Raw genomic sequence first — 4,797 nt, forward strand, 5'->3', positions numbered from 1 at the left:
CACAACCAGCATCTCCCGACCCACCCGCTCCAGCCTCGGAGCAGGTAGCTTCGCCCACACACAAGAGGGGTCGAAATTGGATGCCGATCACCCCTCAATCGGGGTCAAACTTGCACGCCGAAACACACGCTTGCGCCACTTGCGGATGGTCTCGGTGCTCACGCTGAAGCGCTGGGCCAGCACGCCGGTGGGCTCTCTCGAGCGGGCGATCTCCTGGCGGACAGCGGGGGTGGTGCGGGCTTGCGGATGAAGGGAGTGCATCACGTCCTCCTGCGGTGAGAAGCTCGGCGTCGCAGGCCGTCAAAGCGCCAAGTGTACTCCTCAATGGCGTAACGCACCCGATCCCAACAACGTTCCGCTACCAAACAACTAGGCTGTAGTTCATGATCAGCCGACGAAGGTTCGGGAGGGCGTTGCGCACCTCGTTCAGCCGCTCGAAGGCCATGCGGGAAGCGCTGCCGCTGATCTGCACGACATAGCGCCCGAACGCCTCCCAGGTGGCGAGTTCGGCCAGCAGGCCACAGACCCCCTCGCGCCCGAACACCGCGATCTCGACGGTGCCTCCGTCTTCCATATCATTCACGAGCGAGATGACCGCATCGTGCGGGAAGTAGGTGAAGTGCAAGGGCTCGCCGGCACCGTAGAGCACCTGGCCCCGCGTCAGGTGGACGATCTCCAGGTATGGCTCCAGAGCCGCAAAGTCCTTCGGCTCCAGGGCGGCCAGCAGCCGGTTCATCCGGTGGTCGGTTCGATCCTCGGCCATGGCGACCTCATCGCCCCGTTCCCATAACGCGGATGAGCGCCCATGGTCCCAGCGCGACCGGTCCCATAAATGGGCTTATCGGAAATTACGCGTCCGTATGAGGTCTATTCTTCGGGCTCAGGAAGGGGCTGTGCGAGACCGCCAGCCGCGCCAATGCCGGTGTGGGGCTGACTGATCTTGACGGCAGAGGGAAGCACCGGGACCGGGGCCTCAACAGGTATCTCGATCTGGTCTGAAGGCAGCACCACCCGCACGGCGGCAACTAAATCTGCCGGTCTGTAAGGCTTGGGAATGAACAGCGCGCCTGATGGAAGCACCTTCGGCTCAGGTGCCATTCGGCCTGAAGTCACCACAATCCCGATATGAGGCCATGCCTGCTTCACCACGCGAGCCAGCGTGAAGCCATCCAGGGAGCCGGGCATTTCTACATCGGTCACGAGGGCACGAACATCGGCTGTCGCCTCAAGCACGGTCAGGGCTTCATCTGCATTGACCACCTCGACCACTTTGAAGCCGCCTTCTTCCCTGAGCACATCCGCAGCCATCATGCGAACGAGCGCCTCGTCCTCGACAAGGAGGACAACAACAGGCTGCTGGTCGTCTTGATTGGTGTTCATGGTCGGCCCTTTTCCCTCGTCTGCACTCAGACAGGAGTGCTGGGGCGCTCAGGATTGCGTGGCTTACGCCAAAGCCAGCCAGGAAAAAAGCGGCGGCTGAAACCCTTTAAACACCTGAAAACCGAGATTTCAAATACTTAATGCGACCATCCCATGATCGGCAGGACGACAGGCGGCAGAGCTAACATAGGTGAATATCGAGCACCGACTTGGATCAGTGTCATGGACCAATCCAGTTGAACGACAGTAACCGACGTGTATGAGACCATTCAATCATCATCAGCAACCAACCTTAGGCGCGGATGCCTGAGAGATCCGTGTGCTCCCGCCTACAAGTCAGCGGAGCTCATCGTGGCCGTCACCTTCCATCCCGACTACAGCCCGATGATCCGCAAGCTGGAGAGCATCTTCACGCTCACCGATGATGAGCGCCACGCCCTGCAAAAGCTGTCGATCCAGAGGGTGGCCATCAGGCCCGACCAGGACATCGTGCGCGAGGGCGACCAGCCCTCCCGGTCCTGCCTCATCCTGAGCGGCTTTGCCTGCACCTACAAGGTCACGGCACAAGGCAAGCGCCAGATTGTCTCCTTCAACCTGCCAGGGGACATTCCCGACCTCCAGAGCCTGCACCTGAAGGTCATCGACAACAGCATCGGCACGATCAGCCCGTGCACCGTGGGGTTCATCACCCATGACGACCTGCGGGACCTCTGCGAGCGCTATCCCCGCATCACAGCCGCTCTCTGGCGCCATCTTCCGGGAGTGGGTGATGAACGTCGGACGCCGCGAAGCCTACACGCGCATGGCCCACGTCTTCTGCGAGTTGCTGACGCGCTTGCGGGCGGTTGGCCTTGTGGAGGACCATGCCTGTGACCTGCCGATCACCCAGGGTGAGTTTGCCGATGCCATCGGCGTGACCCCGGTTCACGTCAATCGGGTTCTGCAAACCATGCGGGCTGATGGCCTGATCGAGCTGAACGGTGACCGGCTGAACATTCCCGATTGGGAGAAGTTGAAGGAAGCAGGCGAATTCGATCCGAATTACCTGCACTTGGAGAGCAATCAGGCGGCCGCATGACCTTCACCATTCAGCCCATACGGGTTGCAACCGGCTTTGATGAGGAAGGCATGATGGTCCTTGATGAGGACCAGCGATTGGTGGCAGTGCTGGTGCGCCTCTTGGACGGGAACGAGGTGGCTCCGGGGCAGTGGTACCTGGAAGCCGGCTTTGGCCGCATCGATGGGATCAACCACCCCACCTTCTCCAATCTGGACAGAGCCCAGGACTGGATCAGCCAGCGCCTCGCCTAAGCCTGTGTCTCGACCTCTCGGTCCTCTTCGGGCGCGATGCCCTGGTCGTCGGCTGAGAAGCAGAGCTTGAGCACGGATTGTCCTGAGGCATCGGTGACATTCATGTGCCACTCTTCGCCGTTCCAGAACGTGTCGCCTTCATCGCGCAGGATGGCGCCAGCGAGCTGAATGGCCTCGACGCGGGCTTCCTTGAGGCCGGCAAGCTCCGACCCCTGATTGTCGATGATGCTGCGGCCGTCGATCACATTGAAGAAATAGCGAGGCATGGGGTGCTCCTTTGCCGACAGGCGGGAGCATATCGAACTCTCAGTCACCGACGCCTGGATCAACCAGGCCAGCAATAATCAATAAATCAAGGTAAATACATAGGTCATGGCAACGCATCATCCTGTTTTTTACTTTGCTGAATTCTATAAACACCGCCGCAAAATCATGTATAGCCAAGCTATACTTGAGTTCAGGACTTAGGCTTGCGCAGGATCGGCTCGTTCTCTCCGGGCCGGGCGGTGCCGGTGTCGACCTCCAGAACCTCGGCAACCCGCTGCTTGCCACGATCCTGCTCGAGTTTGACCCGCACCGTGGTTCCCCGCGGAAGCCAGACGTAACCAGCCTCCTTGAGCACTGACATATGCAGGAAGGCGTCACTGTCGCCGTTGCTCAGGGCCACGAAGCCAAATTGCTTGGTCAGGTCGAACCAGGCGACCGTTCCCGTGACCGTCATGCATGATCTCCGCAGGCGGCAACGTCAACACAGCCCGCCCGGTTTCACTGGTCAGCGGAGGCACATGCGCCTTGCATGCAATCGACTTCCCTGAAGAGGCGACTGGAATGGCGCCTCTCTCAAGCCGCCCATGTTGCCAGGACACCAATCACCTGAGCCATCCTGTAGGGCTTCGAGAGGATGATCCCGCCGGCGACCGGCTGCATCTGCTCCGCATACCCCGTCACGTACAGGACGGGCAGGTCGGGAAAGCGCTCGCGATAGGCCCGCGCCACCACCCAACCACTAGTGCCGGGCAGGCGAACGTCGGTCAGCAGGGCATCGAGGGTGATCCCACCTTGCAGGAGCCTCAGAGCCTCGCTGCCGCTGGCCGTGTCGATGATCTCGAACCCGGCCTCTTCCAATCCCGCGACAGCCATCTCACGGACGAACGGATCATCTTCGACGACTAAAACCTTCATCGGACCTGCCATGGATTCGCTGCGGACATGGCCAGACCGGTCACTCGGCTCACCCTTCAGTCGCTGAGACCGGCCCTGAGCTGGTCAATGGTCCTGATGCCATCCTCCTGAAAGTTATTCCAAGCCGTCAGGGGCAACCGAAGGCCTCTGATGGGACCGTCCCAGCGCTCATCGTAGTGGTTCGGCATCTCCATCACTCCCGATTAGGCACTATGCCTTGTTGTCCCTGCCGACAGGCGGGAGCACACGGATCTTCCAGACACCGATGCCTGGATCATTCATGCCAGCGATAAATCCCAACGGTTTTGAGAATTTTTTGTCCGAAACCGTACAAATCCCCACCTGCTCATCTATCAGCTTGCGGAGAAGCTTCAAAGCCGAGAGCTGGGCTTTCTGTGTGACGAGGTTGGGGACGTTTCAGGTCTTGGGCTTGCGCCGGATCGGCTCATTCTCCCCGGGTCGGGCGGTGCTGACATCAATCTCGAGAACCTCCGCCACCCGCCACTTGCGGCCATCCTCCTCAACCCTGACCCACACCGTGGTCCCACGCGGCAGCCAGACGTAGCTCGCCTCTTTCAGCACTGACATGTGCAGGAAGGCGTCGCCGTAGCCGTTGCTCAGTGCCACGAAGCCGAATTGCTTGGCCAGGTCGAACCAGGCGACCGTTCCTGTCACTGTCATGGATGACCTCCGTGGGCGAAGTTGTCAGCACAGCTTGCCCGGTGAAACCGGGCCACAGAGGCTCATACGCCTTGAATGCAAGTCAGTTCCATAAAGGGCGTCTGCGAAATTGATCGTAATAGGGGCAAAACCGTTGGCGATCACGCTAAGGAGCAGCGGTCGCTGACCAGATCTGCCAGGCGCGGGACGGCTGGCGCATCAGCAATTCCCAGTCTATCGCCAAGATAGCTCCAGAATGACACT

The 4,797-nt window shown here is 60.2% G+C and carries 9 protein-coding genes and 1 pseudogene; 3 read left to right on the forward strand and 7 right to left on the reverse strand.

All coding sequences use genetic code 11. From position 1 onward, the window contains the following. Positions 1-126: 126 nt before the first annotated feature. The 3 genes and pseudogenes from FS320_RS38080 to FS320_RS38090 all read right to left on the reverse strand — a co-directional run. A pseudogene (locus tag FS320_RS38080) lies at positions 127-261 on the reverse strand (IS481 family transposase); the annotation flags it as partial. Between the two features lie 97 nt (positions 262-358). Further along, on the reverse strand, positions 359-763 hold the full coding sequence (locus FS320_RS38085) for a cyclic nucleotide-binding domain-containing protein (protein ID WP_192926393.1): 405 nt from the start codon (positions 761-763) through the stop codon (positions 359-361). A gap of 104 nt (positions 764-867) precedes the next feature. Further along, a complete protein-coding gene (locus tag FS320_RS38090; protein WP_152717469.1) occupies positions 868-1,380 on the reverse strand; it encodes a response regulator in 513 nt (170 codons plus the stop codon). A gap of 351 nt (positions 1,381-1,731) precedes the next feature. Here FS320_RS38090 and FS320_RS38095 point away from each other — a divergent pair, with 351 nt between their 5' ends. Genes FS320_RS38095 through FS320_RS38100 form a run of 3 tightly spaced genes read left to right on the forward strand, consistent with a single transcriptional unit; the run spans position 1,732 to position 2,691 of the window. Further along, positions 1,732-2,253: a Crp/Fnr family transcriptional regulator gene (locus FS320_RS38095; protein ID WP_338105646.1), complete on the forward strand. Its 522-nt coding sequence runs from the start codon at positions 1,732-1,734 to the stop codon at positions 2,251-2,253. After that, positions 2,234-2,458 carry a helix-turn-helix domain-containing protein gene (locus tag FS320_RS50455; RefSeq protein ID WP_338105647.1) on the forward strand — a complete coding sequence of 75 codons (225 nt, stop codon included), beginning with the start codon at positions 2,234-2,236 and terminating at the stop codon, positions 2,456-2,458. The genes FS320_RS38095 and FS320_RS50455 overlap by 20 nt, the downstream gene beginning before the upstream one ends. Then, the gene (locus tag FS320_RS38100; RefSeq protein WP_152717470.1) at positions 2,455-2,691 is read left to right on the forward strand and encodes a hypothetical protein; all 237 of its coding nucleotides are present in this window, start codon (positions 2,455-2,457) and stop codon (positions 2,689-2,691) included. Before FS320_RS50455 ends, FS320_RS38100 begins: the two co-directional genes overlap by 4 nt. On the opposite strand, the gene FS320_RS38105 is transcribed toward FS320_RS38100, so the two are convergent. The 4 genes from FS320_RS38105 to FS320_RS38120 form a co-directional block, all read right to left on the reverse strand. Next, on the reverse strand, positions 2,688-2,957 hold the full coding sequence (locus FS320_RS38105) for a DUF6894 family protein (protein ID WP_152717471.1): 270 nt from the start codon (positions 2,955-2,957) through the stop codon (positions 2,688-2,690). The genes FS320_RS38100 and FS320_RS38105 overlap by 4 nt on opposite strands. Positions 2,958-3,148: 191 nt before the next feature. Next, positions 3,149-3,412 (reverse strand): cold-shock protein, encoded by a 264-nt coding sequence (locus tag FS320_RS38110; protein ID WP_152717472.1) that lies wholly within the window; start codon positions 3,410-3,412, stop codon positions 3,149-3,151. Positions 3,413-3,531: 119 nt separating this feature from the next. Further along, the gene (locus FS320_RS38115) at positions 3,532-3,873 is read right to left on the reverse strand and encodes a response regulator (protein WP_162003510.1); all 342 of its coding nucleotides are present in this window, start codon (positions 3,871-3,873) and stop codon (positions 3,532-3,534) included. A gap of 417 nt (positions 3,874-4,290) precedes the next feature. Then, positions 4,291-4,554 (reverse strand): cold shock domain-containing protein, encoded by a 264-nt coding sequence (locus tag FS320_RS38120; RefSeq protein WP_152717475.1) that lies wholly within the window; start codon positions 4,552-4,554, stop codon positions 4,291-4,293. Positions 4,555-4,797 lie beyond the last annotated feature (243 nt).

Source organism: Microvirga tunisiensis (assembly GCF_009296175.1).
GTDB lineage: Bacteria > Pseudomonadota > Alphaproteobacteria > Rhizobiales > Beijerinckiaceae > Microvirga > Microvirga tunisiensis.